General features: G+C 36.1%; 24 protein-coding genes and 2 pseudogenes. 22 read left to right on the top strand and 4 right to left on the bottom strand.

Features of this window, described 5'->3' with window-relative positions; all coding sequences use genetic code 11:
* Positions 1-82: 82 nt before the first annotated feature.
* From GYM62_RS09375 to GYM62_RS09295, 18 genes and pseudogenes are all read left to right on the top strand, one after another.
* Positions 83-1,171: a lipopolysaccharide biosynthesis protein gene (locus GYM62_RS09375; protein WP_219959216.1), complete on the top strand. Its 1,089-nt coding sequence runs from the start codon at positions 83-85 to the stop codon at positions 1,169-1,171.
* Between the two features lie 5 nt (positions 1,172-1,176).
* A complete protein-coding gene (locus GYM62_RS09370) occupies positions 1,177-2,088 on the top strand; it encodes a bifunctional 2-polyprenyl-6-hydroxyphenol methylase/3-demethylubiquinol 3-O-methyltransferase UbiG (protein WP_219959215.1) in 912 nt (303 codons plus the stop codon).
* A 10-nt stretch (positions 2,089-2,098) separates the two neighbouring features.
* On the top strand, positions 2,099-3,361 hold the full coding sequence (locus GYM62_RS09365) for a glycosyltransferase family 4 protein (RefSeq protein ID WP_219959214.1): 1,263 nt from the start codon (positions 2,099-2,101) through the stop codon (positions 3,359-3,361).
* A gap of 3 nt (positions 3,362-3,364) precedes the next feature.
* The gene (locus tag GYM62_RS09360) at positions 3,365-3,976 is read left to right on the top strand and encodes a DapH/DapD/GlmU-related protein (RefSeq protein WP_219959213.1); all 612 of its coding nucleotides are present in this window, start codon (positions 3,365-3,367) and stop codon (positions 3,974-3,976) included.
* A 12-nt stretch (positions 3,977-3,988) separates the two neighbouring features.
* The gene (locus tag GYM62_RS09355; protein ID WP_219959212.1) at positions 3,989-5,179 is read left to right on the top strand and encodes a hypothetical protein; all 1,191 of its coding nucleotides are present in this window, start codon (positions 3,989-3,991) and stop codon (positions 5,177-5,179) included.
* The gene (locus tag GYM62_RS09350) at positions 5,142-5,990 is read left to right on the top strand and encodes a glycosyltransferase family 2 protein (protein ID WP_219959211.1); all 849 of its coding nucleotides are present in this window, start codon (positions 5,142-5,144) and stop codon (positions 5,988-5,990) included. Before GYM62_RS09355 ends, GYM62_RS09350 begins: the two co-directional genes overlap by 38 nt.
* Positions 5,968-6,882 carry a glycosyltransferase gene (locus tag GYM62_RS09345; protein WP_219959210.1) on the top strand — a complete coding sequence of 305 codons (915 nt, stop codon included), beginning with the start codon at positions 5,968-5,970 and terminating at the stop codon, positions 6,880-6,882. Before GYM62_RS09350 ends, GYM62_RS09345 begins: the two co-directional genes overlap by 23 nt.
* Before the next feature lie 22 nt (positions 6,883-6,904).
* A pseudogene (locus tag GYM62_RS21150) lies at positions 6,905-7,120 on the top strand (2Fe-2S iron-sulfur cluster-binding protein); the annotation flags it as partial.
* Between the two features lie 15 nt (positions 7,121-7,135).
* Positions 7,136-7,876 (top strand): FAD-binding oxidoreductase, encoded by a 741-nt coding sequence (locus GYM62_RS09340; RefSeq protein ID WP_255590651.1) that lies wholly within the window; start codon positions 7,136-7,138, stop codon positions 7,874-7,876.
* 7 nt (positions 7,877-7,883) lie between these two features.
* Positions 7,884-8,657, top strand: coding sequence for a glucose-1-phosphate cytidylyltransferase (gene rfbF, locus GYM62_RS09335; RefSeq protein WP_219959208.1), 774 nt, complete (start codon positions 7,884-7,886; stop codon positions 8,655-8,657).
* Positions 8,648-9,715: a CDP-glucose 4,6-dehydratase gene (gene rfbG / locus GYM62_RS09330; protein ID WP_219959207.1), complete on the top strand. Its 1,068-nt coding sequence runs from the start codon at positions 8,648-8,650 to the stop codon at positions 9,713-9,715. The genes rfbF and rfbG overlap by 10 nt, the downstream gene beginning before the upstream one ends.
* Before the next feature lie 3 nt (positions 9,716-9,718).
* A complete protein-coding gene (rfbH, locus tag GYM62_RS09325) occupies positions 9,719-11,035 on the top strand; it encodes a lipopolysaccharide biosynthesis protein RfbH (protein WP_219959206.1) in 1,317 nt (438 codons plus the stop codon).
* Entirely contained in the window at positions 11,035-11,868 is an 834-nt protein-coding gene (locus GYM62_RS09320; RefSeq protein ID WP_219959205.1) for an NAD(P)-dependent oxidoreductase, read from the top strand. The genes rfbH and GYM62_RS09320 overlap by 1 nt, the downstream gene beginning before the upstream one ends.
* A 2-nt stretch (positions 11,869-11,870) precedes the next feature.
* Positions 11,871-13,019 carry a glycosyltransferase gene (locus tag GYM62_RS09315; protein ID WP_219959204.1) on the top strand — a complete coding sequence of 383 codons (1,149 nt, stop codon included), beginning with the start codon at positions 11,871-11,873 and terminating at the stop codon, positions 13,017-13,019.
* A 32-nt stretch (positions 13,020-13,051) separates the two neighbouring features.
* Positions 13,052-13,762 carry a WecB/TagA/CpsF family glycosyltransferase gene (locus GYM62_RS09310; protein ID WP_219959203.1) on the top strand — a complete coding sequence of 237 codons (711 nt, stop codon included), beginning with the start codon at positions 13,052-13,054 and terminating at the stop codon, positions 13,760-13,762.
* A complete protein-coding gene (locus GYM62_RS09305) occupies positions 13,759-15,411 on the top strand; it encodes a capsule assembly Wzi family protein (RefSeq protein WP_219959202.1) in 1,653 nt (550 codons plus the stop codon). The genes GYM62_RS09310 and GYM62_RS09305 overlap by 4 nt, the downstream gene beginning before the upstream one ends.
* An 837-nt stretch (positions 15,412-16,248) precedes the next feature.
* Complete coding sequence (locus tag GYM62_RS09300) at positions 16,249-17,325, top strand: IS110 family transposase (protein ID WP_255590650.1); 1,077 nt, start codon at positions 16,249-16,251, stop codon at positions 17,323-17,325.
* 748 nt (positions 17,326-18,073) lie between these two features.
* Positions 18,074-18,463, top strand: a complete 390-nt coding sequence (locus GYM62_RS09295) for a hypothetical protein (protein WP_219959201.1) — start codon at positions 18,074-18,076, stop codon at positions 18,461-18,463.
* 82 nt (positions 18,464-18,545) lie between these two features.
* On the opposite strand, the gene GYM62_RS09290 is transcribed toward GYM62_RS09295, so the two are convergent.
* On the bottom strand, positions 18,546-19,448 hold the full coding sequence (locus GYM62_RS09290; protein ID WP_219959200.1) for an Abi family protein: 903 nt from the start codon (positions 19,446-19,448) through the stop codon (positions 18,546-18,548).
* 779 nt (positions 19,449-20,227) lie between these two features.
* Here GYM62_RS09290 and GYM62_RS09285 point away from each other — a divergent pair.
* Both GYM62_RS09285 and GYM62_RS09280 read left to right on the top strand, forming a co-directional pair.
* Entirely contained in the window at positions 20,228-21,355 is a 1,128-nt protein-coding gene (locus tag GYM62_RS09285; RefSeq protein ID WP_219959199.1) for a Shedu immune nuclease family protein, read from the top strand.
* 47 nt (positions 21,356-21,402) lie between these two features.
* On the top strand, positions 21,403-21,780 hold the full coding sequence (locus GYM62_RS09280; RefSeq protein WP_219956869.1) for a transposase: 378 nt from the start codon (positions 21,403-21,405) through the stop codon (positions 21,778-21,780).
* Between the two features lie 41 nt (positions 21,781-21,821).
* On the opposite strand, the pseudogene GYM62_RS09275 reads toward GYM62_RS09280, so the two are convergent.
* From GYM62_RS09275 to GYM62_RS09265, 3 genes and pseudogenes are all read right to left on the bottom strand, one after another.
* A pseudogene (locus tag GYM62_RS09275) lies at positions 21,822-23,323 on the bottom strand (IS66 family transposase).
* Positions 23,324-23,589: 266 nt separating this feature from the next.
* A complete protein-coding gene (gene tnpB, locus GYM62_RS09270) occupies positions 23,590-23,859 on the bottom strand; it encodes an IS66 family insertion sequence element accessory protein TnpB (RefSeq protein ID WP_219959198.1) in 270 nt (89 codons plus the stop codon).
* Position 23,860: 1 nt separating this feature from the next.
* Complete coding sequence (locus tag GYM62_RS09265) at positions 23,861-24,139, bottom strand: IS66 family insertion sequence element accessory protein TnpB (RefSeq protein ID WP_219958384.1); 279 nt, start codon at positions 24,137-24,139, stop codon at positions 23,861-23,863.
* 48 nt (positions 24,140-24,187) lie between these two features.
* Here GYM62_RS09265 and GYM62_RS09260 point away from each other — a divergent pair, with 48 nt between their 5' ends.
* Positions 24,188-25,018, top strand: coding sequence for an IS3 family transposase (locus GYM62_RS09260; RefSeq protein ID WP_219959197.1), 831 nt, complete (start codon positions 24,188-24,190; stop codon positions 25,016-25,018).
* A gap of 236 nt (positions 25,019-25,254) precedes the next feature.
* Positions 25,255-25,740: a hypothetical protein gene (locus GYM62_RS09255; RefSeq protein ID WP_219959196.1), complete on the top strand. Its 486-nt coding sequence runs from the start codon at positions 25,255-25,257 to the stop codon at positions 25,738-25,740.
* Positions 25,741-25,839 lie beyond the last annotated feature (99 nt).

The following is a 25,839-nucleotide window of genomic DNA, read 5'->3' as shown; positions in this document are numbered from 1 at the left end:
CATTGCCTGGTTTTCATTTTTTGACATAGGCTTAGGCAATGGGTTGCGGAACAAATTTGCAGAAGCTAGGGCAAAAGAAGATATGACCTTAGCTAAGGGATATGTTAGTTCTGCCTATTTTACGATTGGGGCTTTTAGTTTAGGTTTTATACTCGTATTTACAGTCTGTAATTTCTTTATTGATTGGACAGAATTTTTCAACACATCACCCAGTTTACAAAAAGAACTTAATCTTCTACTACCCATTGTTTTTGTTTTTTTTTGCTTGCAATTAGTATTCAAATTGATCACAACTATATATGCAGCGGACCAGAACCATTCCATGCCGGGGAAGATTAATTTTTATACCCAGTTTGGATCTTTGCTTTTAATATGGATGTTGACGAAAACAAATGAAAGTTCTTTGTTGTTGTTTGGAATTATTTACTCCCTGCTTCCAGTTGTTATATTGATTTTTTTAAATTTATTCGCATTTGGTAATAGGTATAAAGAATTTAAGCCTTCTTACGCTTTTTGTAAAAATGAATATATAAAAGGTATTTTTGGGTTGGGTTCAGTCTTTTTTATCATTCAAATTTCGGGGATAATTTTGTTTTCAACCGATAATTTGATCATTTCGAAATTGTTTTCTCCTGCTGAAGTTGTCCCATACAATGTAGCTTATAAATACATAAGTATAGGCTCAATGCTTTTTTCAATTATTGCAGCTCCATATTGGACGAGCATTACAGATGCATACAGTAGAGGTGAAATGAAATGGATAAAAAAAGCTATGAGAAATTTTCACCGGATAAGTTTATTTTTTGTTTTGGTACTTTTTCTTATGGTTTTGGTATCTCAACCAATATATAGTTTTTGGATAGGGTCCAAAGTTGAAATCCATTATTCTCTTACTTTGTTAATGTCTATATTTTTTGGCATTTCTATTTTTGTTACACCTTATACAATGTTTTTGAATGGAACAGGTAAGATTAAACTTCAAGCTATTCAAGGCATATTAGTAGCTCTTATCAATATTCCATTGTCAATTTTTTTGAGTCATACTTTAAAATTTGGAATAAATGGTGTTATTCTATCAACTATAATTTGTTTAATCCCAGGTTTAATCCTTGGTCCAATTCAGTACCATAAGATTTTAACAAAGACAGCCAAAGGTATTTGGAACTCATAATAAACATGGAAAAAGTTAAGTCTCCTTTAACATTAAATGACAATGTGTCGTTCATTCGAAGTATTAAGATACAGGAAATTATTTCCCAGTACAAAATTTACAATATTGATACATCTAAGTATTTTGAAGGGCTGCATGAAATATCTCTTTATCGTTGTGATGAATCGGGATACAGATTCTATTACCCGAATATTGTAGCGGGTGACAGTATTTTCTATCAACATTTTCAAGATTTTGATTGGTATTATATGCCATGGAAATGGGAACATGAGATTACCACTCAATATCTTAAAGATGGTATGAAAATACTTGAAGTTGGTTGTGCTCATGGTGCTTTCCTCCAAAGGATCAACGAATTGTTTGATTTGGATACTTCTATTGGGCTTGAATTAAATGAAAGTACACCTGTAGTCAATAAAAAATGGCAAATTGTCAATAAGTACGTACAGGAATTTGCGAAAAATCATTTAGGCGAATTTGATCTTGTTTGTTCCTACCAGGTTTTGGAACATATTTCAAATGTACACAGTTTTATTGAGTCAAATATTGCCTGTTTAAAACAAGGGGGTAAATTAATAATAAGTGTGCCAAATAACGATTCCTTTATAAAAGATTTAGATGCCGCCTTAAATAAGCCTCCTCATCACATGGGTTTATGGACTAAGGATTCATTAATTTCTCTTTCCAAAATTTTTCCTATTAAGGTTTTAAAAGTACACCTTGAAGATTTGAAAAGCTATCATGTTGATAATTATATTTGGTCACAAAAATATAGTAAGGGAAATAAGTTGTTTAATAAAATTAAACGAAAAATAGAGATTCTAATTGGAAGTTACTCGAAAATAAAAGCCAAAACTTTAGAAAATCGTAAAACTATTGTTGGTCATACTATTTTAATAGTCTTCGAAAAGTTATAGCATCTTGTCAATGAGAGTCCTTTGGTTTACAAATACTGCCTCCCTTTACGATCAGGGAAAACATCATTATAATGGTGGTGGATGGATCGAGTCATTAGAAAAGTTAATTATTAATAGGAATGAAATAGAATTAGCTATAGCATTTTTTCATCCTAATGATAATCAAAAGGTTTTTAAAAATGGAGTCCTTTATTACCCAATATTACGTAAAATAAAAAAAAATAACATTTTTAAAATCATTTTCAATAATTGGATGGGTTCATTATTCGATGATAATAAAATAGAAAGATATTTAACAATTATTCAAGACTTTAAGCCTGATATAATACAAGTATTTGGGACCGAGAGGTCCTTTAGTTTGATTCAAGAACATACTAATTTACCTGTTATTATACATTTACAAGGTCTTTTAAATCCTATTTTAAACACCTATTTCCCAGTTGAATGTTCCAAAATTGATTTTGTTTTTAGCCCAAATTATTTGATTAAAAATCTACTAGGTACCGCTCCAGCTTTTGGGTTCAGAACTTTAAGGAAACAAGCTTATCGAGAAAAGCTGATTTTAAAAAATGCTTTTATTGTTTTAGGTCGAACTGAGTGGGATAAACAAATTGTTAGGTTATTTAATCCGCATGTTAAATATTATCATATTGACGAAGTGCTTCGTCAAGATTTTTATGAAATCCATCCAAATAAAAAATTAATAGATCCAGAAAAAAAAATTATCATACTTTCAACCTTGTCTCCGACAATTTATAAGGGAATCGATATTGTCTTTAAAACTGCAAAAAAAATTAATGAACTAACAGATATTGATTTTGAGTGGAGGATTATTGGCATAGAATCTTCTTCGGAAATTGTAAAATTTTTTGAGCGAAAAGAAAGTATAAATCATCAAGATGTCAATGTTCTTTTTAAGGGAAAAATGAATTCAATGGAAGTAAAGGAGGAAATGTATTTATCTGATATTTTTGTACATCCATCTTATATAGATAATAGTCCTAATTCAGTTTGTGAGGCGCAAATGGTTGGTATGCCAGTAATTGCATGCGATGTTGGTGGGGTTAACAGTTTAATATCTCACAAAAAAACAGGGATACTTGTTCCATCAAACGGAATTTATGAAATAGTTCATTACATTCAACTCTTAAAAAACGATTTAAAATTGAGATTTCAGATTTCAGAATACGGAAAATCTGAAGCTATGAAAAGACATGATCGAGAGGATATAGTTAATAATTTGATAAATGTTTATAAAGAAGTAGGTAAATAATTAATGAAAACTATTATTGTATATTTTTTTAAAGCTTTAAAATTACTAATATCTAAAATTTTATATTTTATTGATCAATTTCTTAGTTTTTTTGTTTTTTATACAAATGGTGTTGAAATTATTTCTTTTAATAATAAAGGGTGGCCAAGAGTTAATGTAGCCTTAGGTGGTTATTGTAAAATTGGTTCTAATTTCCGTTCCAACAATCGAATAATGTCTAATCCAATCGGACGATTTAATAAATGCTCTATTGTTGTTGGTCCAAGAGGTAAATTGTTCATTGGTAATAATGTTGGGATGAGCTCCTCAGCTGTCGTATGTCAAAATTCAATAAAAATAGGGAATAATGTAAACATTGGGGGAAATGTTGTAATATATGATACAGATTTTCACAGTTTAAATTCACCTGATCGTCTAGATATAGAATTAGACCTTAAAAACACTAATACTAAGCCTGTAATAATCGGTAATAATGTCTTTATTGGGGCTCATTCCACAATATTGAAAGGTGTCATTATAGGGGATAATGCCATTGTAGGTGCTTGCTCCGTAGTGACAAAATCCATTCCTCCAAATGAAATTTGGGCTGGAAATCCTGCAAAAAAAATAAGGTGAATTAAAATGATCTTGAATAAAAAATACTTAAAGTCTTGTATTTATATATTCCTACTTGTTGCATTAAGTGGTAACCCCTATTTTAATTTGGGAGGAAAAACATCTCAATATTTATTTTCTATTTTTGTTATTTTTTTATCTCTAACACATTTATCTTATTTTTATCCTGTTAATAAAAAAAATATACCTTTTTTTATTTATATTATTTCATTTATTTTCATTTTTATTGTGCAAAGAGTTAATTTAGGCTTTCTTTCATTTCCTTCAGCAATTGGTTTCTTATTAAAAATAACTTTTGGTTATATTATTATCAGGTATTTAAATTGTAGTTTTAAAAATTATTATTTAAATATTTTATACATTATTAGCTTAATAAGTCTTTTTGGATATTCAATTACTTTATTTGGTTTTGATCTCCCTAATTTTCTTAATGAATCAAAAACTACATATAAAAGTATAATTATCTATACTGAAAATGTTAGTGATATTAGTCAAGGAATTAGAAATTCTGGGATGTTTTGGGAACCTGGAGCTTTTGCTGGATATATTTGCTTGCTTTTTCTTTTTTATTTAGGAGAAATAAGAATCTTAATATTGGAGAATAAATTCAAGTTATTTATTATTTTACTTTCATTTTTTACCACATTTAGCACAACTGGTTATTTAATTTTATTTTTTCTTCTAATTATCACGATTTTAAAAGAATTCTCTTCTAAATATAGAATTTTTTCTATTTTTTTATCTTCAGTTCTTTTCGCATTAATTTGTATAATTTATTTAAATACTGATTTTTTATATAATAAAGTTTCTAATCAATTAGCTGCGTCGAGCAACTTAGGTGGTGAATTTTCAAACTCTAGATTTGGATCTTTTGTTTTTGATCTTCATTATATAAAAAAAAATCCCTTATCTGGGAATGGTTTTCATGAGAAAACAAGATATATTGATCATCAATGGCTTCAGGGAGAAGAATTGGGTCACGGTAATGGATTTAGTAATTTTATTGCTTCAATGGGGATATTGGGTTTATTAATTATTATAATATTTTTACTTATATATTATAAAAGATCAAATCTTATATTTTTGGTTGCTTTTATTGGGTTACTTCAAGGAGAACAATTTTTAAATTTCCCATTATTTCTTAGTTTACCATTTGTTTTTCTTTATGAAAATAACAATAGCAGTTCTTTTAACCTGTCATAATAGAAAGGAAAGAACTCTTTCCTGTTTAAAATCATTGTTTAATGTAGATCTTCCAAAAAATATTGAATTGAATATTTATCTGGTTGATGATGGTTCTGTAGATGGAACAAGTATTGCTATTCAAAAATTATTTCCACAAGTCCATATTATTCAAGGGAATGGAACTCTTTTTTGGAATCAGGGTATGAGACTTGCATGGAAAACAGCTTTTAAAGTGTATGATTACGATTTCTATTGTTGGTTGAATGATGATGTTATACTTGATAAAAATAGTTTGTCTAATTTGTTGCTTGATTATCACGAAGCTATGGTTTTTTCTTGCTCTGATGTAATCATATCAGCGGCATGTAGGATAGGAGTAAATATCCATGAATTTTCTTATGGTGGAAGAACGGATTCTGGTATAGTAGTTCCAAATGGTAAAATTCAAAGATGTAAATATATTAATGGTAACTTTGTTCTAGTGCCTCGAAGTATTTTTAAAAAAATAGGGTATTTATCTAATCACTATACTCATGCTTTAGGCGACAATGATTATGGCTTGCGTGCCCTTGAAAAAGGATTTCTCTGTTTCACTTCCAAATTTTATCTAGCTACTTGTCCACCAAATGAGAAAATACCAGGATGGTGTAATCCTGAAATTTCATTATTAAAACGTTGGAAGTTATTTCATTCTCCATTAGGCTTGAATATAAAAGAATATAATTATTATCGTAAGAGATTTTGGGGCTCCCGTTGGGTTATTTTTTCGGTAAAGGCCTATTTAAAAACATTATTTCCTAGAATTTATGCAAAATTATCAAAAATTTAAAGATCTCGCCCCAATAGTTTTATTCACCTACAATCGACTAAATGAAACGATACAAACTGTAGAGGCTTTGAAAAATAATTTTTTGGCTAGACAAAGTGTTCTTTATATTTTTTCTGATGGGGCAAAAGACTCTAACGGCGTTCAGAAAGTTGATGCTGTTAGAAATTATTTAAGTTCTATAGATGGATTTAAATCTGTTGAAATTTATAAATCAGAACAAAACCTAGGGTTGGCAAACTCTATTATAAGAGGGGTTTCAACAGTCATTGGAAGGTATGGTAAAATAATAGTCCTCGAAGATGACTTAGTTACTTCTCGAAATTTTCTTAATTTTATGAATCAAGCATTAGATTATTATCAAGACGATGAAATTGTTTTTTCAATTTCAGGTTACACTCTTGATTTACCAATTTTGAGGACCTATTCAAAAGATTTCTACGTAACTAAAAGAGCTTTATCTCTTGGGTGGGGGACATGGAATAATAGATGGAAAGATGTAGACTGGGAGGTCAAAGATTACAAACAGTTTTCTAGGAACTTATCAGATAAATACCGTTTTTTTGAAATTGGAAGTGATTTGCCTGGAATGCTAAAAAATCAGATGGATGGAAAAATTGACTCATGGGCAATTCGATGGTGCTATCATCAATTTAGAAAAGAGCTACTAACTATTTTTTCCTCTACTTCTAAAGTTAATCATATTGGTGACGGTGCTGATGCCACACACGCAGCTGGTTCAACCAAATTCATTACGCCTCTTGATGACAGTAATCAAATTGAATTTTCCTTCGATAATAAATTAGAACTAAATCCAATTTTAAATAAACAGTTTAAGTATAAATTTTCCTTGTCTTATCGGATAAAAAGTAAAATAAAAAGATTTATTAGATAGTTTACCTTGGAATTTATAAAAAATGACTTATCATAAAGTAATCTTAAATGACAAAATTTTTTTTTGTTCTTCTGAAGAAACTATTATTGAAGCATCCTTAAAAAATGGTGTTTTCCTAAATCATAGTTGTTTGAGTGGTAGATGTTCTTCGTGTAAATCTAAAATTCTTAGAGGTGAGTCGATTTCAATAATTGAAGAATCTTCTTTAAGTGAAAAAGAGAAATCTGAGGGATTTGTTCTTTCATGTATAAGAATGCCAATTTCAGATTTGGAACTTGAAGCTGAAGATTTAAGCCAATATGGTTTTAATCAGTCGGTAACTATTCCGGCAAAAATTAATTCCATTCAAATATTGACCTCGGAAATTATACAAGTCAATCTCCGAGTTCCGCCAAATCAGAAAGTAAGTTTTTTGGAAGGTCAATACCTAAATGTCATTTGGAATGGAATTAAGCGAAGTTACTCCATGGCAAGCTCCTCTTTGTCCCCAGAGATAGAGTTGATTATCAAAAATTACCAAGGCGGTGTGATGAGCTCCTATTGGTTTGGTCAAGCAAAACCAAATGACCTGTTAAGGTTAGAAGTTCCAAAAGGAACATTCTTCCTAAAGAACCACCCGGAAATGGAAAACTTGGTTTTTTTAGCTACCGGAACTGGAATTGCACCAATAAAATCCATCTTGGAAAGTCCCTCCAATCAAGATAAAATAGGTCGATTCAAGCGAATTATCGTCTTGTGGGGAATGAAGTATCATAAGGAGATCTTTTGGAAACCATCTTCTTCTGAGATTGAATTTATCCCGGTTTTATCCCGGGGGAGCCAACCTAAGCGATACGTTCAAGATCTAATATCAAACTTGAATTTGGATATGGCAAAAACGGTAGTTTATGCTTGTGGGTCAAACGAAATGATCCAAGAGGCTAAAAACAAAAGTATTCAACTCGGTCTTAATTTAAACCACTTTTATTCGGACGCTTTTGTAGCGTCAAATTAAATCTTAGATGAAAGCAGTAATTCTAGCAGGGGGATTAGGAACCCGATTAAGTGAAGAAACTTCTATCAAACCAAAGCCAATGGTAGAGATAGGGGGTAAACCTATTTTATGGCATATCCTTAAATTATATTCTGCCCATGGAGTGAATGATTTCATTATCTGCTGTGGATACAAGGGATATGTAATCAAAGAATACTTTGCCAATTATTTTTTGCATCAATCAGATGTAACCTTTGACATGACTTCCAATTCCATGGAAGTTCATCATAAGCGGGTTGAACCATGGAAAATCACTTTAGTGGATACTGGGGATGAGACCATGACAGGTGGGCGTTTAAAGAGGGTTTATGGTTACATTAAAAATGAGGACGCATTTTGCTTTACCTATGGAGATGGAGTAGGAGATGTAGACATAAAAAAATCTATTGACTTTCATTTTTCTCATGGGAGGCAGGCTACAATGACTTCTACCTATCCTCCAGGTCGTTTTGGAGCCATTGATATACATGGCGATCAGATCAAAAGCTTTAAAGAAAAGCCAAAAGGTGATGGAGCCATGATAAATGGTGGGTTCTTTGTACTTTCTCCGAATGTTGTCTCTCGAATTAAGAATGATGCCTCCGTTTGGGAACAGGAGCCTTTGATATCATTAGCAGAAGATGGAGAATTGATGGCATTTCGGCATGAGGGCTTCTGGCAGCCCATGGATACTCTTCGGGATAAAATCAAATTGCAAGAACTTTGGGAATCCAACCAAGCACCCTGGAAAATATGGGAATAAGAAAAGTGAACCCTGAGTTTTGGAAATCAAAACGAGTTTTTCTTACCGGACATACTGGTTTTAAAGGTAGTTGGCTTAGCCTTTGGCTTTCCTCTATGGGAGCGCTTGTTAAAGGCTATGCTTTAGAGCCTGATACTAATCCTTCTCTTTTTAATGTGGCAAGAATTTCTTCACTGATTGATAGTGAAATTGGAAATATCAGAAATTTGGAAGCTCTTTCGAAATCAATAAAAGCATTTAATCCAGATATATTGATTCATATGGCTGCTCAACCTTTAGTTAGGTTATCTTATGCTCATCCAGTCGAAACCTATTCCACCAATGTCTTGGGAACTGTCCATGTTCTGGAGGCTGCTAGAAAATGCGCTAATCTCAAAGCTATTGTTTCTGTAACAACTGATAAGGTTTATGAAAATCAAGAATGGGTTTGGGGATATCGAGAAAATGAGCCTATGGGAGGATATGATCCTTATAGTTCTAGTAAAGGTTGTGCCGAATTAGTAACAGCTGCTTATCGTAGATCTTTTTTTTCCTCGGAAAATTCTCCTGCTTTAGCTTCGGCACGTGCTGGAAATGTAATAGGTGGTGGAGATTGGTCTTTGGACCGTCTGATTCCGGATGCTATAAAGGCCTTTGAAAATAATGAACCCGTAATTATAAGAAATCCATTAGCAACCCGTCCTTGGCAACATGTCCTAGAGCCCTTAAGTGGCTATTTGATATTAGCAGAAAGCCTTTACCAAGGTGGAAAGAAATTTGCAGAGGCTTGGAATTTTGGGCCAGAAGATAGGGATTGTAAATCAGTCGAATGGATTTTGGATGAGTTGGTTTCAATTTGGGGGGAAAATTCAGCTTGGAAGTTAGACCAAAACCCTCAACCCCATGAAGCTAGGTTTTTGAAATTGGATTGCTCTAAAGCTAAGTCTGGTTTAAGCTGGTTTCCGACATGGGAAATTGGTGAGGTATTGCAAAAGATTGTGAATTGGCAACTTCAGTTTAGAAGTGGAGCAGACATGCAGCTTTATTGTTTAAATGAAATCAAAACTTATCAAGAATAAAAAATGGAAGAAGCATTGGATATAAAGACACAAATTCTCGAATTAGTTGAGAAATATGCGCAAGAAAAATATACGCCTAAAGATTTTATCCCAGGTGAATCAGTGATTCCACCTTCTGGAAAAGTCATCGGAAAAGAAGAATTGATGAATATGGTAGAGGCCTCCTTAGATGGATGGCTTACTACTGGAAGGTTTAATGCTGCCTTCGAAAAAAAGTTAGCTGAGTTTCTAGGAGTAAAATTTGCACTCTCTGTCAACAGTGGTTCTTCTGCCAATTTGGTGGCTTTTAGTACATTGACATCCCCTAAACTCGGTGATCGAGCAATCCAAAAAGGAGATGAGGTAATTACAGTAGCGGCTGGATTTCCAACTACGGTAAATCCAGCAATACAATTTGGAGCCGTTCCTGTATTTGTTGATGTAGATTTGGCTACCCATAATATTAATGCAGACCTTATTGAGGCAGCTATCTCGCCTAAGACCAAAGCTATAATGCTTGCCCATACCTTGGGCAACCCTTTTGATTTGGACAAGGTCACTGAGATCTGCAAAAAGTATAACCTGTGGCTCTTAGAAGATACTTGTGATGCCTTAGGAGCAACCTATAAAGGACTGAAGGTTGGAACCTTTGGAGACATTGGAACTTTGAGCTTTTATCCTGCCCACCATATCACCATGGGAGAGGGAGGAGCAGTATTTACCAATAACCCGCAGCTTAAAGTTATTGCTGAATCCTACCGTGATTGGGGCAGGGACTGCTATTGTGCTCCGGGGATGGATAATACGTGTGGATGTAGATTTAGCCAACAGCATGGAGATTTACCTTTTGGGTACGACCATAAGTATGTCTATTCTCATGCAGGCTATAATCTCAAAATCACGGATATGCAGGCTGCCTGTGGTTTGGCTCAATTGGATAAACTGGAAGGCTTTATTCAAAAGCGAAGAGAAAATTTTGACTACCTTAAAAACCGCCTGCAATCCCTTTCGGAATTTATCCATTTGCCTGAAGCTACGTCAAATTCAGTGCCTTCTTGGTTTGGTTTTCCAATTACGCTTAAGGATGGTTGCGGAACCGAACGAGTGCAACTTACTCAATATCTGGATCAGCATAAGATTGGGACACGTTTGCTATTTGCTGGGAATCTAATTCGGCAGCCCTATTTCAAAGAAATTAGTTACCGTGTAGTTGGCAGCCTGGAAAATACTGACAAAACCATGAGAGATACCTTCTGGATCGGCTTGTATCCTGCCTTAGGGCCAGATCATTTTGAATTTGTAGCAGAAAAGTTAGAAGAGTTTTTTGGATTGAATTTCTAATGAGAATTTTTGTAACTGGAGCAACGGGTTTTATTGGGTCGAATTTTGTTAATTATTCACTCAGCAACGGTGATGAAGTTGTTGGATTAAAACGAAATAAACTCTCGACCCCGAGGGTTCCATTATTGAAGGAGCCAATTTGGTTAATAAAACAATTAGACGATTTATCAGAGTCAGATTTTACTGGAGTTGATGTAGTAGTCCATTTAGCCGCGCATTCTATGTTTCCTCCATATGATACTTTAGAGTCATGTATTTACTGGAATGTAATATCTCCTATCCGAGCTTTTAAAGAAGCAATCAAATCAGGTGTCAAGAAATTTGTAATTGCAGGTAGTTGTTTTGAATATGGTTTGTCAGGTGAAGAATATGAATATATCCCCGTAGATGCTCCGCTAAAACCAACTTTAACCTACGCTGTTTCAAAAGCTGCCTCCTCCATGGCATTTTATCAAATGGCAGTTGAAAATAAGCTGGAATTATCTTATCATAGAATTTTTCATGTTTATGGTGAAGGGGAAAGTGAAAATAGGTTTTGGCCATCCTTGAAAAAAGCAGCATTAGCAGGGATTGATTTTGAAATGACAAATGGTGAACAGGTTAGAGATTTTATATATGTAGGAGAGGTTGTAAAAAAGCTTTATAATTATTGTAACTCTGTAGGGGATAAATATCCTATAATTCATAACCTTGGAACTGGAAATCCTAAAACGCTAAAGGATTTTGCTACTAGTTATTGGAAATATTGGAATGCTAAAGGAAAATTAATTTTTGGGGCAAAGCCATACAGGAATGAGGAGGTAATGCGATATGTACCCTTGATTTTGGAATAAAAATGAAAAAGTTTACTATCTATTCTGGAATTGAACCGGGAAAAAAGGGAGCAGGAATGTTTATTCAATATTTTTTAAGACAATGTGAAAATAATAATGTTTTTTTTACTTTAAAATATATTCCTACTCCGCAAAATAGTCTTGTCAAAATATTAAAGAAAGCACCATTTTATGATTCATTAAAAAATTTATATTATCATGTGTATAGAGCTATTTCATCAAAAAATATTGATGTAAAAGGTAAAGTTTTGATATTTCATCCACAATCATTAGGTTTGGATTATACAAAGAATATTATAATAAATACCACTGAGGTTTTTATCTATATATTTGATAATTTTTTCTTTTGCATTAAATCTTATAATTATATTCCTGATAATAATACTGAATGTCTTTTATGTATAAATAACTTAGCGGCATCTAGGCAAAAAGGATGTGAGTCCTTTCCAAATAAGATTGGATATGAAAAATATTTAAGTTTTATTGAATTATTGAAATATTATAATGAAAAAATCACTTTTCTTGTTCAAAATCAATCTCAAGAAGATTTAATATTTCAAATGTTTGGAAGAAAATCTAAAATCAAAACATTAGGCATGTTTACAGGGGAGTTTTCATTAAGTGTTGATAGGGAGCCTTTAAATATTAAAACAGAATTTGATTTTATATTTCATAATACACTTGTAGAAGCAAAAGGTATTTTGTTTTTTATAAAATTATGTGAAGCCTTGCCCTTTAAAACTTTTCTTATTCCTTTTAAAAAAATCGAAGTAGAAAAAATAATAGGAAGGAGTTTAAAACTTAAAAACCTTGTGTTTTATCCTTGTAATTGGGATTCTGGATTAAGAGACTTTATTCGTTCATCAAAAATTACAGTTGTTCCGTCTTTGTGGAGTTCACCAGTGGAAGGTTCTTTAATTAAATCTCTTTATTATTCCAAAAATGTTGCTGTTGTTGATATCAAAACCTCATTTGTATCTGAGATACCTGATACTATTTGTATTAAACTTCCTCCTTCTATTTCTAAATCTGTGGATTTGCTCTTAGAACATCTTAAAGATGATGATGATTTGAATCTTAATGCGAAAAAATGGGTGATTCAGTATTGTGAAAATTCAAAAAATAATATTGTTCAATTTTTAAAGTCTTAATGGAGAAATATATCTTATTTTTATAATATTAAATGAATTTACTTGGATATAAAATTAAACTTGAATTACCATCTTTGGATAATTCAACAATATTAATTATAAATACAATAAATCCTCATTCTTATTGTGTAGCAAAAAAAGATAAAGATTTTTCACTTGCATTAACCTCTTCCGATTATTTAATTCCTGATGGTGTAGGAATTGTTTTAGCTAGTTATTTCTTGAATAACCAAAAAATTCAAAAAATTTCTGGATTTGATCTTCATATTCATTTTCTGAATCTGCTCCAGTCAAGAGGAGGCGGTAGAGTGTTCTATTTGGGAGCTTCTGAGGGTACTCTTTCTTTGATTAAAAAACGGTTAAAGGAGGATTTTCCAACTTTAGAAGTAAAAACGTATAGTCCTCCATTTAAGAATAAATTCACAGAAGAAGAAAATCAAGATATGATTTTGGATATTAACCGGTTCGATCCTGATGTGTTATTTGTAGGAATGACGGCTCCCAAGCAGGAAAAGTGGGTTTATCAGCATAAATCTCAATTGAAAGCAAAGGTAGTTTGCTCCATAGGAGCAGTTTTTGATTTTTATGCTGGTACTGTTAAAAGGCCAAGTCAGTTTTGGATTGATTTGGGCTTGGAATGGTTCCCAAGATTTATTAAGGAACCGAAAAGATTATGGCGAAGAAACTTAATTTCTACACCGCAATTCATTTTTGAAGTTCTTCGCGCTAAATTGGGCCAATGATTCGGCAGATTTTATTCATTTCTCTTTTTTTATTTGGGTTAACAGGCTTTTTAAAATCTCAGGTTATTCAGAATACCTACTCCAATGAAAGGGAATTGAGTAAGAGGTATAGCTTAAGCCTGTCGGACACTTCGGCCCTTCAGGATTTTAGATACGCTTTTATACAAGAGACACCTGAAGAGGTGACTGAATGGGGAGTCAGGTATTCAATTAGTCCTTTAATTTCCTTTCAGAGAATAAGTTCCAGGCCAAATTACGGATGGGATGATCGGGGTGTTTTACCAGTAAAAGGATACCAATCTTATTTGTCAGGAGGGATCAATGCAAACTGGAAATTTTTAAGATTAGAGTTTAATCCGGAATTGGTATTTGGAAGCAATGGTATTAAGCCTGAGTTTTTAAGGAATTGGTCTAATTCTCAAATTGAAGATTTTTATTTTGACTTAAATTATGGAGATTTTCCGCAATCATTTGGTGATAATTTATATACTCAATTTTGGTGGGGTCAATCTAAATTTACTGCTCAGTATGGTGCATTTGAGGCTGGTATCTCATCTAAAAATATCTGGTGGGGCCCAGGGCAATTTAACTCTTTAACTTTTTCGAATAATGCCGCAGGATTCCCTCACATTACATTGAATACAACCCGACCTTCAAAGACATTTTTGGGAAGTATTGAGTTGCAATTTCTAATGGGAAGATTGGCTTCAAGTAATTTGCCCGGTACTGGAATTAAGGAATTGGATCAACGTTTTTTTGTTCCATTAAAAGATGATTGGAGGTATTTAAATGCCATTTCTTTGACATGGAATCCTAAATGGGTAGATGGATTTTCTTTTGGTTTCAGTAGAACTGTTCAGCAATATAGTAATACCTTAACAGGACGTTTCATTGACTTATTTCCAGTTTTTCAAGGATTTCAAAAAAAGAAATTTTTTGAGGGCGGTGATACAGTAGATTTTGATGGTAATGGTCAAGATCAACAATTTACGATTTTTGGATCATTTAAAAATTCACCTTCCCAACTTGAGATTTATTTTGAGTTTGGAAGAAGAGACCATGCATTTAACTGGAGAGAATTTACGCTAAACCCTGAACACGCAAGAGCTTATATTTTTGGTTTTTTAAAATTATTTGATGTACCAGGGATTACTCAAAAAATTCAAATTCGGTCTGAAATCACTCATCAACAAGAATCTGTAAATAGATATATAAGATATGCTGGATTACAGGGTTTGAGTAGCTGGCATATGCACCATCAGGCGAGAGGGTTTACAAACTTTGGACAACCATTAGGAGTCGGAATGGGGCCTGGTGCAAATATTCAGACTTTTGAAGTTGCTTTTGTAGACGGATTTGAAAAAAGAGGAATTCTTTTTGAACGCTTGGAAAACAGACAAGGATTTTTTTATAGAACCTTTGGACAACAAAATGAAAATAAACCATGGATCGACCTCTCTCTAGGCTTCCTTTACGATAAACAATTCAACAACCTACTTCTTAGCTCCAAGCTTCAGTTTATCCATGCCCGAAACTACCAGTGGCAGCTGGATCCCGCAAGTACTCCTGATTTTCCGAAAGGGAAAAATCTGACTTCGGTGATGGGGCAGGTGTCGGCGATATATTTCTGGAAAAAGAAGAAGGAGTAGACGCTTTCTATTTTTTGAGTAAATGTGTAATCGAGTAACTGGTTAATTGAGGGGAGAGTATTTGTTATTGGTTATTAGTTATTGGGATTGTCGCGCTATTCCAAGTTTATCTGCTCTGAGGCTATGATTTCTATCCTCTCTATGTGGTTTAATAATTTTTTCTCTGTGGAGTTTTTAGCGATCTCTGCGACTGCGGTGAAAGAATATAAGTCTCTCTCAGCGACGCAGCGGTTTTTGATCTCTCGCAAAGGAGCGAAGAGGGAAAGCAGGGGTGGGAGTTAATAGTTATTGGTCATAAGGGCATAGGTTCATTGAAAGGACTCTTTTGATTCAAACTATGTGACCTATGATTTCTATGAGGTTTAAAAAAAAGCTCGCTTTGACGCAGCGACGCAGCGGTTTTTGATCTCTCGCAAAGGAGCGAAGAGGGAAAGCAGGGATGGGAGTTAATAGTTATTGGTTATTAAGGCATAGGTTCATTGAAGGGGTTTTTTTGAATTCAAACTATGTGTTCTTTTCTCTCTACGTGGTTTAATAAATTTTTCTTTATGGAATCTTTAGCGGTCTTTGCGTCTCCTATGTTAGCATCGGGTTAAAAATTCACCTTTCAATCGATTAAATTTATTGAAAAGTGGTGGGGGATGAGAGCTAATCCGCGACTAAATAATCTTAAGATATATTCTCGCAGAGAAACCGCCTCATCCCTTTCTTTCTCTTTGAGTTTAAACAGAATGTAAGACGTAGCCGATTCGGGTACAGTCAGAATATCCAACCGGGAGACAAAACGAAGGGAGACATCCACTTTGATTGATTACTTCACTTTAACCTTTTAACTCTATGAAAGCGATCAAACAAACTACCGGCGTGGATGTGGCTCAGGATGAATTGGTGTGTTCCTTTGGAATCCTTTACCAAGATCTGAGTTGGCAGATTAAAGCTCGAAAAACCTTTGGCAATCACTTTTCTGGATTTAAGGCCTGTCTCAAGTGGGCTGAATCAATGAGAGATGCCAATTCCGAAGTTCTTTTTGTGATGGAAGCCACCGGGGTATACCATGAAAAGTTTGCCCACTGGCTGGTTGATCAGGGACAACAGCTGTCTATTGTCCTTCCCAACAAGATCAGCAACTACATGAGAACCCTGTCGATCAAAACGGTGATAGACAGTACCTGTGCCGATGCGATCACCCAGTTTGGATTGGAACGAAAACTGGATCTTTGGGCTCCTCCCAAACCCATTTTCAGAACCCTCAGACAGCTTACCAGGGAAAGAGACCAGATTGTAGCCGAACGGGTTACTGTTGACAATCAGATCCATGCCGAAAAAACTGAAGCCTTTCCCAATGCGAACAGCCTGAAGCGCTTGAATGTGCGAAGAAAACTGCTCTGCAAGCAGGAACAGGAAATCAAAAACGAAATCCATCAACTGGTGAAGTCTGATCAGGAGCTAGACCAGGATTGCAGGCGAATCACTTCCATTCCTGGAGTGGGAGAATTGACCGCAGTAATTGTTTTGGCTGAGACCAATGGATTCGAACTGGTAAGAAACAAGCGACAGCTCAGCAGTTATGCAGGGCTGGATGTGAAGGAAAAGCAATCGGGAACCTCTGTAAAAGGCAAGGCCAGAATCTCTAAAAAAGGAAACCGAAGTCTGAGAAAAGCAATGCACTTGCCAGCCTTAGCAGCCATTCGGCATTGCAATATTTACAAGGATACCTTTGCCAGACTGGTTGGAAGACATGGTATAAAAATGAAAGCTGCGGTAGCTGTTCAGCGAAAACTCTTGGAACTGATATACGTCCTTTTTAAAAACAAAACCATCTTTGATCCCGACTATGAACAAAAAAGGGAAGACGGTAAAAACCATTCTTCCCTTCACAGTCTAGCTGGTGCCGACTTAAGTAATCAAATTTAAGAAAATCTATATTTCTTCTTGACTTTAAACACAGAATCTCAGCGGTGAAAAATAATTTAAAGTTTAAAAATTAGCCCCATTTTCCAGTTTGATTGCCAAGCTCCGAAGGAGCGGGATTTCTTAGAAATTAGCAATTAAAACTAATGTTTGTTTCAGCTCCAAAGGAGCGAGATAAAAGAAGTTAAAAGTGAAAAAGTTTAAGTAGGCTCCGTACCTTAATCAAATTTTTCGAATTCAAGTATCAAACCACCCTAGCGGTGGTTTTTTTATGCTCAAAAATCTGGCAAGGAAGCAGCATATGGCATATTGCTTCCACGTTAGTTTTTTAAGAAGTCGATGTATCTAATAGGTCAAGCAATGAAAATATTTTGATTGTCATTATTGGGGATAATCAAAAAATCTAATTTCAGAATGGTTGAATTGGGTAGGGGAAAACAGACTTAAACCAGAGGAGGCTTATAGTCCTTATCCAGAGATGGATACTCCCTGTGATATTTACCCCTCTTCCTATTCAGCCATTGCTCGGATCAAGATCTTTTTCCCACATCAATTAAAAGTAAGATTCAACGAAATAGAATCCCAAGCTTGGATGTTTCCTATGTTGAAAAAGTCAAAATTAATAGCGTTTTAGCTTGTGAAATTGATTTTTACCCCAAAAAATACCCTGTATAGGGTATTTTTTCTTGACTAAAAAGCCTTTTCTTTATGATAATCAATTCTTTAGTGAATTTAATTAGCCCATTACAAGATGAAAAGAGCTTCTCAAAGCCTTTCCTTTTTGCTGTTTTTGTTGATTTCATTTTCTCTGATGTCTTTTTCTTCAGAGGTAGTGGCGCAGACTGTCTTTATCACTAAAACAGGAAAGAAATATCATAAGGAATCTTGTCGCTATGCGAAGTCAGGATGGGCTGCTCCTCTTGCTGATGCCAAAAAGAAAGGACTCACAGCTTGCTTGGTCTGTAAACCTAGTACAACTGATAGTAAAACAACTGAGCCTACTTCAATTAAATCTAATACATCGGAAACAAGACCAACTCAGAATACTTTATCTCAATGTATGGCTACCACAAAGGCAGGTTCGAGATATTCAAGGAAAGCTGCATCAGGTAGTAGGTATTGTTGGCAGCATGCTGGGTAATCAAAAGTGTCAATATGTTTCGGCACCTGTAAGGATTTGATTTCGATAGTTATTTGAAAAAAACTGAATCGAAATGGATTAATTATTTCCAAAGCGCTTCATTTTGCCAAAATTCTTTCATTCCCAGAGCATTGGGATCTACATTCGGATACTTTTCAAATAAGTGTACAATTTTTTCTGTCATTCTGTTTCCAGGAGCCACAATATTCAACAGATATTTCATCAGGCACAGGTGGATATATAATTTTTGAAATTCGTGCTGTTTGGGTACATCCTCGATCCAAGGCATCGGTGGTTTCGTCAAAAGCTTCACAGTTCCTGGTAAATTGCGATTCCAAAGCCTAGCATGATGGGCACACAAGTTTCGTATTTGGGCGATGGATTGCAGCCAACTTGGAAGATAAGTGTGGTTCACCGCTCCAAATTCTTTAGCAATCAAATCTTTGGACCCAATTGTATTTTTCAGGTTTCCATATAGTTTTGATAGGGCTCCAAAACTGGTTTGCTCCAAGGTTTTCCATGCAGGAGGAAATCGACCGTCGTCTTTATACTTTTTAAAATGATTTTTGATTATGCTGTCTTTTGACCTACTGATTTCATCTTCCAGGCTGGTTAAGGTTTTGACTAGAGCAAGACTATCTGAAAAAATCTCAAAATTCTGAAACCACCAAGGGTCAAACTCATGAGAGAGATGATAGATCATCTTGGTCCTCAAACTTATTTCAAGCTTTTCGATGGTGTCGAATAAGAGTAATCTCAATTCCCTGTCGAAACAGTATAAAGCAATCACGTCAGAGAATTTACTTTCAGGCTTAAAAGTGTGAGTTTCTTTGTCAGCTTGCATAGAATGCCAATACTCCCCCAGTCTGTAATAGCTGATATGGGACAAATAATGTACAGCATCAATTTCTGATTCAATGTGAAGCCCTCTGTGCTTCAAAAGTGCTAGTTGCTGGTCGACCGTGGTGGGTTTCTTTTCAAACATCTTTAAAAATTAGTACTGAAATCCCCAAAAAGCAAAAGACACGCCCTGGGACGCTGTTCTAGTGGGTAGCGTGGCGTGTACTGTTGATACAAAAGTAAGTAAAATACTTACTACCCGCAATTTTTTCGTCTGCTAAATTTGCGTTAAACGAGCGTCAGGTTTGAAAATGAAGAATTTATTCTGCTGAATCGAAGCGGCTATCTGAAATTCAATCTTAGTCTCCTGTTTTCTAAAAAAAAAACGCCCTTCAATCTCCATTTTTGCGAATTCATAATAAAAATACCCTATACAGGGTATTTTTTCTTGCCTAAAATTCCCTTTCTTAGCAAAACGAAGCTTTTGATAGTCAACCAGATTACGTGGGAGAAGTACCAATGGATTACCGACCTTCAGTTTTCTACTGCTTTATCGCACTCTACTAAAGGATAGGGGTGAGGTGACGGGGTATTACAATTCCCACCCAGTACCATTGATCATTTGACTACACCCTGACGGGGAGGTTCTTGAGAGATGGGACGATTAAAGGCAGGATTTTTTGAATCCGGCAATTTCTTCTATTGGATTAATTAGTTGAAAGTCCGTAATTCAAAGGAGAATTGAAGCATCTAATCATTGAACTGAATTCGACTTAGCCGAATTACATCCGATAAAGTTGAAATCAATTAAAAATGGTGCTTTTGAAACGAAAACCCTTTCGACCTTAGTGGATATAGACGCCATCAATTGGGAGGAGTGGCGAAAATAAGTATGTGAGGCGTTATGAAATAAAAAACACGAGAATGGAAGAGCCTACTGAATTAGATTATTTCTTAAATAAGCGGTCTGATAAAGTTTATCTTAGCCGCTCTCTTGACACTAAATTTCTTCACAAAAACGAAGTAGGCGAAATAGTTGAACTCGTTCGACCTTTCAGAATAATATCAAAGATAATAGAGAATCAGGAAACTCATAAATTTATAAAAGACGGAAAAGAAGTTTCGTTAAGAATCACACCAAGCGGAAGACAAGAAATAAAAGCAAAATTTTATGAAGATACACGAGAAATCTCAACCTTAACTATTCAAAAATTCACAACTAAAACTGGTTCGCCACACAACACAAACTTCACCTTCCAAGGAAAAGAAATAGCTATTCTTTTTAATTTCATTAGGAACATAGCATTAATACCAATAAAAGGGAAAGATAAAGAAAGATTTGACGACAAATGGGTCGAAGAAATAATTCTATCAAAAGAACAAGCACATAAACTTATAAGTGATAATCCAGAACTAATTCAAGAAATTCTAGACAGCAACTTAACTACTGATGAAATTGCAACTTTAGGATATCGAAAACGACAATTAGAAATATTCGAAAAACTTTTAAAAGACAATGATTTCTTTGAAGAGAAGCGAATTGAATTAGGTATAAAAAAAGGAGATGAATCAGTTTGGCAAAACTTTTTTGAACAGAATACTTGGATATTCGGATATGGACTGAATTATGTGTTTAATTCTTCTTTAGACGGAAAGAAGTTAGAGCAAGTGGTTTCAGGATATAACTACAATAGTTCAGGAAAAAGAATTGATGCCTTAATGAAAACAAAAGGAATAATAAGTTCTTTTGTTTTTGGTGAAATCAAAACCCATAAAAAAGATTTATTGAGACAAGTTTCTGACTCTTACAGAGGGGAATGCTGGGCAATTTCAGATGAATTAGCAGGTTCGATAGCACAAGTACAAAAATCTGTGCAAAAATTCATCAAGGACTTACCTACGAAAAATGAAATAAAAGATCAACAAGGCGATTTAACAGGAGAACAAGTTTTTATCTATCAACCTAAGTCGTTTGTTATTATTGGTGATTTAAAAGAATTTAAAGGTGAATTTGGAATAAATGAGGATAAATATAGTTCTTTTTGTTCCTAACCGCTTAAATAACTGGACCAGTTTTGTTGCCTAAACTTAGGAACAAAATGATCGAAGACTTACTTAAAAACGCGCGACTTTCTTCCGGTGGTCGAAAGCTACTCACTTCACAACAAAAAGCCTTTATTGTAGAAGATTGGGAAAGTTCTGGCTTATCTTGTCCTGAATATTGTCGCCGACACGGGCTGATCACCAGTCAGGTGTATAGCTGGCGTTCACTTGCTAAATCAGGAGCCATTATGAGTATCAAAAATCAAGGTGACCTACATTCCAAAGCTGAATTGGAAATGCTTAGAAAAGAGAATGAAGAGCTCAAGAAGGCTCTCGGGGAATCTACTTTGGATATTAAGATCCTAAAAAAAAAGTTAGAGATGGATCAACTTCGAAACAAGAAATTGAATCGTTATCCAGACAATTCGGAGTAAGCATGAATAGGATTATCGTATCCATCCGAGAAAATGCGTCTTTACTCTGTCTGATTTTTCACTAGTGACAGTTTGTAATTTTTCGGCAGGAGTTTTTCAATTTTTTGAATGTTGGTGTCCATGATATGGTCGAAGACGTACTTGAGCCACTGTTGTGGGTTGACTTCTTCGGTTTTACACATGGCAAAAAACGAGTAGATCATTGCTGATCGCTGTGCGGCGTCATGTGAGCCTGCGAACAGGTAGTTTTTCCGGCCCAAGGCTATCGGCCTGATTTTATTTTCTATGGCGTTGTTGTCGATTTCCAGCATTCCGTCCATCAGGTAGTTAGTCAGCTCTTCCCACCGCCTCATGGTATACGCCATGGCATTTCCGATGGCGCTTTTTGGAAGTGTCTGGGCATAGTTTTCGGTAAGCCATTTGGAGAAGGCATCCAATACGGGCAGTGCCTTATCCAGCCGGTAAGCCTTCCTGTCCTGTGGGCTTAGCCGGTTTTCCCTGCAGTGGGCCTCTACTTCATAGAGCTTTTTGATGAAGGTGAGTGCCAGCTCTGCCTTTAACTTGTCGTTTTGCTGTGCATCGAAAAATTCACGGCGCGCATGTGCCCAGCAGCAAAGCTGGGTCACTCCGTCCTGTCTTCCATATTGGCCATAGACGGCATAGCCATCGCTTTGGAGATAGCCTTTGAAGCCTTCCAACAGCTTTTTGGGTGCCTCCTTGCCACGTCCTTTTTGGTAATCAAACAAGACACTCCCGTCCATAGGGTTATGGTACACCCAATAATAGCCTAGGTGCGTTTCTTTCTTTTTGGTATGATCCAGCACTTTGATAGTGGTTTCGTCCGCCTGGAGGTATCCTTTCCCGCGGGTGTCTTTTACCAGCCAGTCGTAGAGGATTTCCAGCCGTTCGAGCCCCTGTCTCACCCAGCCGTCCAGTGTGGAAGCCGCGATGGGGATGTTTTCCCGTTTGAAGCGCTGCAGTTGCCGGTAGAGGGGCAGGTGGTCCACATATTTGTCTGTCAGGATGGAGGCCAGCAACCCTGTACCTGCCCTACTTTTGTCGATCAGGCGGGAAGGAAGCGGTGCGATGGTTATCGGGGACTTGCCTTCCTGGGCTTTGGATACATATTTATACCGGATGTAGCGGCGGATGATGAACTGGGCCGAAGCTTGTAATCAAGCTCCTCGGTGATTTCTTTGCCGATGCAGGTCATCTCCTCCAGGTTCCCCTCCGGATACAGCTCGATCTCTTCCACCGGAAGATGTTCGGGCAGTTTTGTCCTGCCCGGATGTGAAGAACCGGATTTCCTGCGGACATACTCCACCTTTTCGGTCAGCTGCTCTTCCTGCTGCTTCTGCTGCTCGGCAGTGGCTTCAAAAGGAAGGCTCAGCTGGTCGGGGGATTCGAAACGTTCCCGCTTCTGGCCGAAGAGTGTACGTTGGAACTTGGCAATGATCCCTTCCAGCTTTTCGATACGCTGATCCCGCTCGCCCAACAGGGCGATGAGTTCGGCTTTGTTCAGCTGGTCCAGGGGTTTGTTCATGCACCGAAAATAACAGCCTGAGAGGAGCTGTCAAAGCATTAGTTTCCCACATGGCCTGTGGACAAGTAGGTACGCGGGATGATTTTTGTCTGAGAGTCCAAAAATCTGCCTCCAGCATCCAAAAAGGGACTTTAAGAATCAAAAACCTGAACAGAAGTCGATAAAAAAACATAAAAACCCTGAAAAAAATCATCAGGGTTTGGTGTATCTGGGAAGCTGGCGGGAATCCAGTACCTTGATACCTTCGACCATCAATACCAGGGAGCTCAAGGAAGTTTACCGCCTTTCTCCATTCCCTCGGGCGGCTGAAAGATACCCTTTTCAAGACGTTTGTAATAGATCACCAATCCCCCGCCTTCCCAGTGGAGCAGTTTGACCAGCGTACGGCTGCGGTTCAGGAAGATGTATACTTCCCCGGACAGCGGATCCCGGTCCAGGCTATTGCGAACCAGGCCGCTCAGTCCGTCAAAACCTTTGCGCATGTCCACTGCCCCGCCGTAGAGGAAGAACCGGTGGGAAGACCCCAGCGTGAACATCTTACCAGTTGATCAGTTGGCGGATCTGGGAAAGGTCCTGTATGCCACGGACCGTCACTCCGTTGGGAAACACCACTTCCAGTCCAACGGACTGAACAGGGGCAGTTACTTCTGTAAATCCGCCAACAGGAATTGCTGAAGAAACATTGACTTTTCGGTACCAATAGGAAAAGGTGGGCAACTTGATGTTCTCACGCAGACAGAATTCCCGCTGGGTAAGGCCGCTAGAATTGAAAGAAGCTACTGCCGCTTCCATTTGTTGTTGACTTGCTCTTTTCATAGGTTTGTTTTTGATGCAAACCTACTGGGGCAAAACAACTCAGAAAATATGGGGTTGCTCGGGGGGATACGGATTATCAAGACACTGGGAGTCGCCAAATCCTCTGTATATTATAAAGCAAAGCCCTATCCTGAACGAAAAAGGACAGTGCGAAAAGAACTGTGTGAGCAGATGAAACTGGCTGTTGTAGAAATCACGGCAAAGAAATCCACCTATGGGGTACCCCGGGTCATGGCGCTGCTCAAACGGGATTATGGGCTCAACGTGACCAAATACATGGTGCACCGCTACATGAAGGAAGAAGGGTTGTTGATTACCCGACACCGAACCAGAGGCAGCAGCAGATCCCATACAGGGCAGATAGCAGTAGAAACACCTAATACGCGATGGGCTAGTGATATCACTTCGATTAAATGCTGGAATGGGGAAAAGCTCCGGGTGGCCTTTCTTCTCGACTGTTGTGACAGGTCCATCATCGCCTGGAAAGCAGGAAAACATATGCAGGCAGTTGATATTGAATTAATGGTTCAAGAAGCCTTACATACCCGCTTTGGGGAGAGTTTGCCTGAACCGGATACACTGCAGTTTTTACATGACAATGGACCGGAATTCATTGAAAAAAAGCTCAGAGCCAGCTTGAAATCCTGGAATATAATCGATTGTAATACCCCAACCTATTCACCACAATCAAACGGGATGTGTGAAGCCTTCAATGCTACATTTAAACGAGATTATGTCTATGAGAGCTGCCTGGATAATCCAAAAACCGTACACAGGCAAATACAGAAGTGGATGAATGAATACAATACATATGCACCACATTCTGCATTAGAAATGAAAACACCAAATGAATTTTATAACTTTAAAATCGCTGCATAACTAGTCCAACTTTCAAGCGGAAAGAGCATTTTGAGCTATTTAGACAAAATCAAACTAACCCAGAAATAATCACTTTTGATGAGTTATATCAAAGGGCAAAATATATAGTAAAACAAAACGAAGAAAAAACACAAACGCCTAAAAAGAACTAAAAAATTATGGCTTGCCGCAGGTGCAACACAAGCCACGCTTTTTAGCCAAACCGTTGGTGGTAATTTAAAAATTACGTTGAGAAAGTGAAATGTTTTCAAGAAATATGTAATTGTAGTTGTGGTGACAGTAATGAATTATGGGAGGCAACCACAAATAGAGAATTAAACTCAAAGTTAAGTTTAAAAGAACTATGCCATTCAAATATTGGTTGGTTTTCCGACAAATCAATCTGTGATTCATACGAATTAGCAGATTGGATGGACTCGAAAATTTTTGGTATTTATTTTTTATGGCACAAAGACGATTACTGTCCAACTCATAATTTGTTTCATATGAAATGTCTTTACGTTGGTAAGGGACAAATAAAAAATAGAATAACAAGACATTTTTATTCTAAAGATTTTTCAGAAAATATGCTTGTTTATTTTACTTATTATGACCTTCCAAATAGATTATCAAAGTATTACGAACAGCTAATATTGGATATTTTTAATGTGCCTTTTAATAAATCTGAAAACAAAGGTTTGAATAATTTATGTATGTATTTCACTCAAAATGAAGTAGATTAATATGAGAGGTATAGAAGGAAAGATAACTCAAGAAATCTTGGACTTCATTGGTGGAGACCCAAAAACCGTTGCTTCGTATCCATCCGAGAAAATGCGTCT

Origin of the sequence: Algoriphagus sp. NBT04N3, assembly GCF_019443765.1 — a bacterium.
Classification (GTDB): Bacteria; Bacteroidota; Bacteroidia; order Cytophagales; family Cyclobacteriaceae; genus Algoriphagus; species Algoriphagus ornithinivorans.
Note: the sequence above shows the minus strand (reverse complement) of the source record. Positions and strands in the feature narration are given on the sequence as shown.